General features: G+C 48.3%; 2 protein-coding genes. Both read left to right on the top strand.

Annotated features, from left to right (window positions below; all coding sequences use genetic code 11):
• A partial coding sequence (locus tag A3751_RS18110) for a phosphatidylserine decarboxylase (RefSeq protein WP_197466478.1) occupies positions 1-304 on the top strand: 304 nt, incomplete at its 5' end.
• Positions 305-382: 78 nt separating this feature from the next.
• Positions 383-563: hypothetical protein (locus A3751_RS18105; RefSeq protein WP_197466477.1), on the top strand; the 181-nt coding region annotated here is incomplete at its 3' end.

The following is a 563-nucleotide window of genomic DNA, read 5'->3' as shown; positions in this document are numbered from 1 at the left end:
ACGCGCAGTGATCGAAATAAAGCCCACCAATTTTGAAGGACGCATCGCGATGATCCCTGTCGCCGCGATTTTAGTCGCCAGTATGCGGTTCGTCGGCCTTGAACACCCGCTATCGCTCGCCTATCGAGGCCCAAACGAAATTCCATTTAAGCGTTCTTTTGAGCGGGGTGAACGGATCGGTAATTTTGAGCATGGGTCCACCATCGTGCTGCTCTTCAGCGAACACTACAGCTTTATGCCGCAGATTCGTGAAGGTGAAATTATTCGGATGGGACAGCCTTTAATGACGCAAAAGCAACAGTAAAGGCAAACAGTTAGCAACCACACGCGGCCCAACAAGCCGAAAGAAATTACAACATAAACCAATACTAGGTGCATCGCTATGACAATATCGCAACAGACGCAACCCCAAGGGGCTGTCGCTTCCTTTCTTGCAGAGCTAAACGAATTGCGCTGGGACGACCATCGTTACTATCACCAAAGCCGTATTAATCAGTCATTGCACTTTTTAAGCTCAATCAGTTTTATGACGGCGTACATCATGCTGTTTATTAACCCCGGTG

It is taken from the genome of Oleiphilus sp. HI0080, from assembly GCF_001635135.1.
This window is presented reverse-complemented; position numbering and strand designations above follow the sequence as displayed.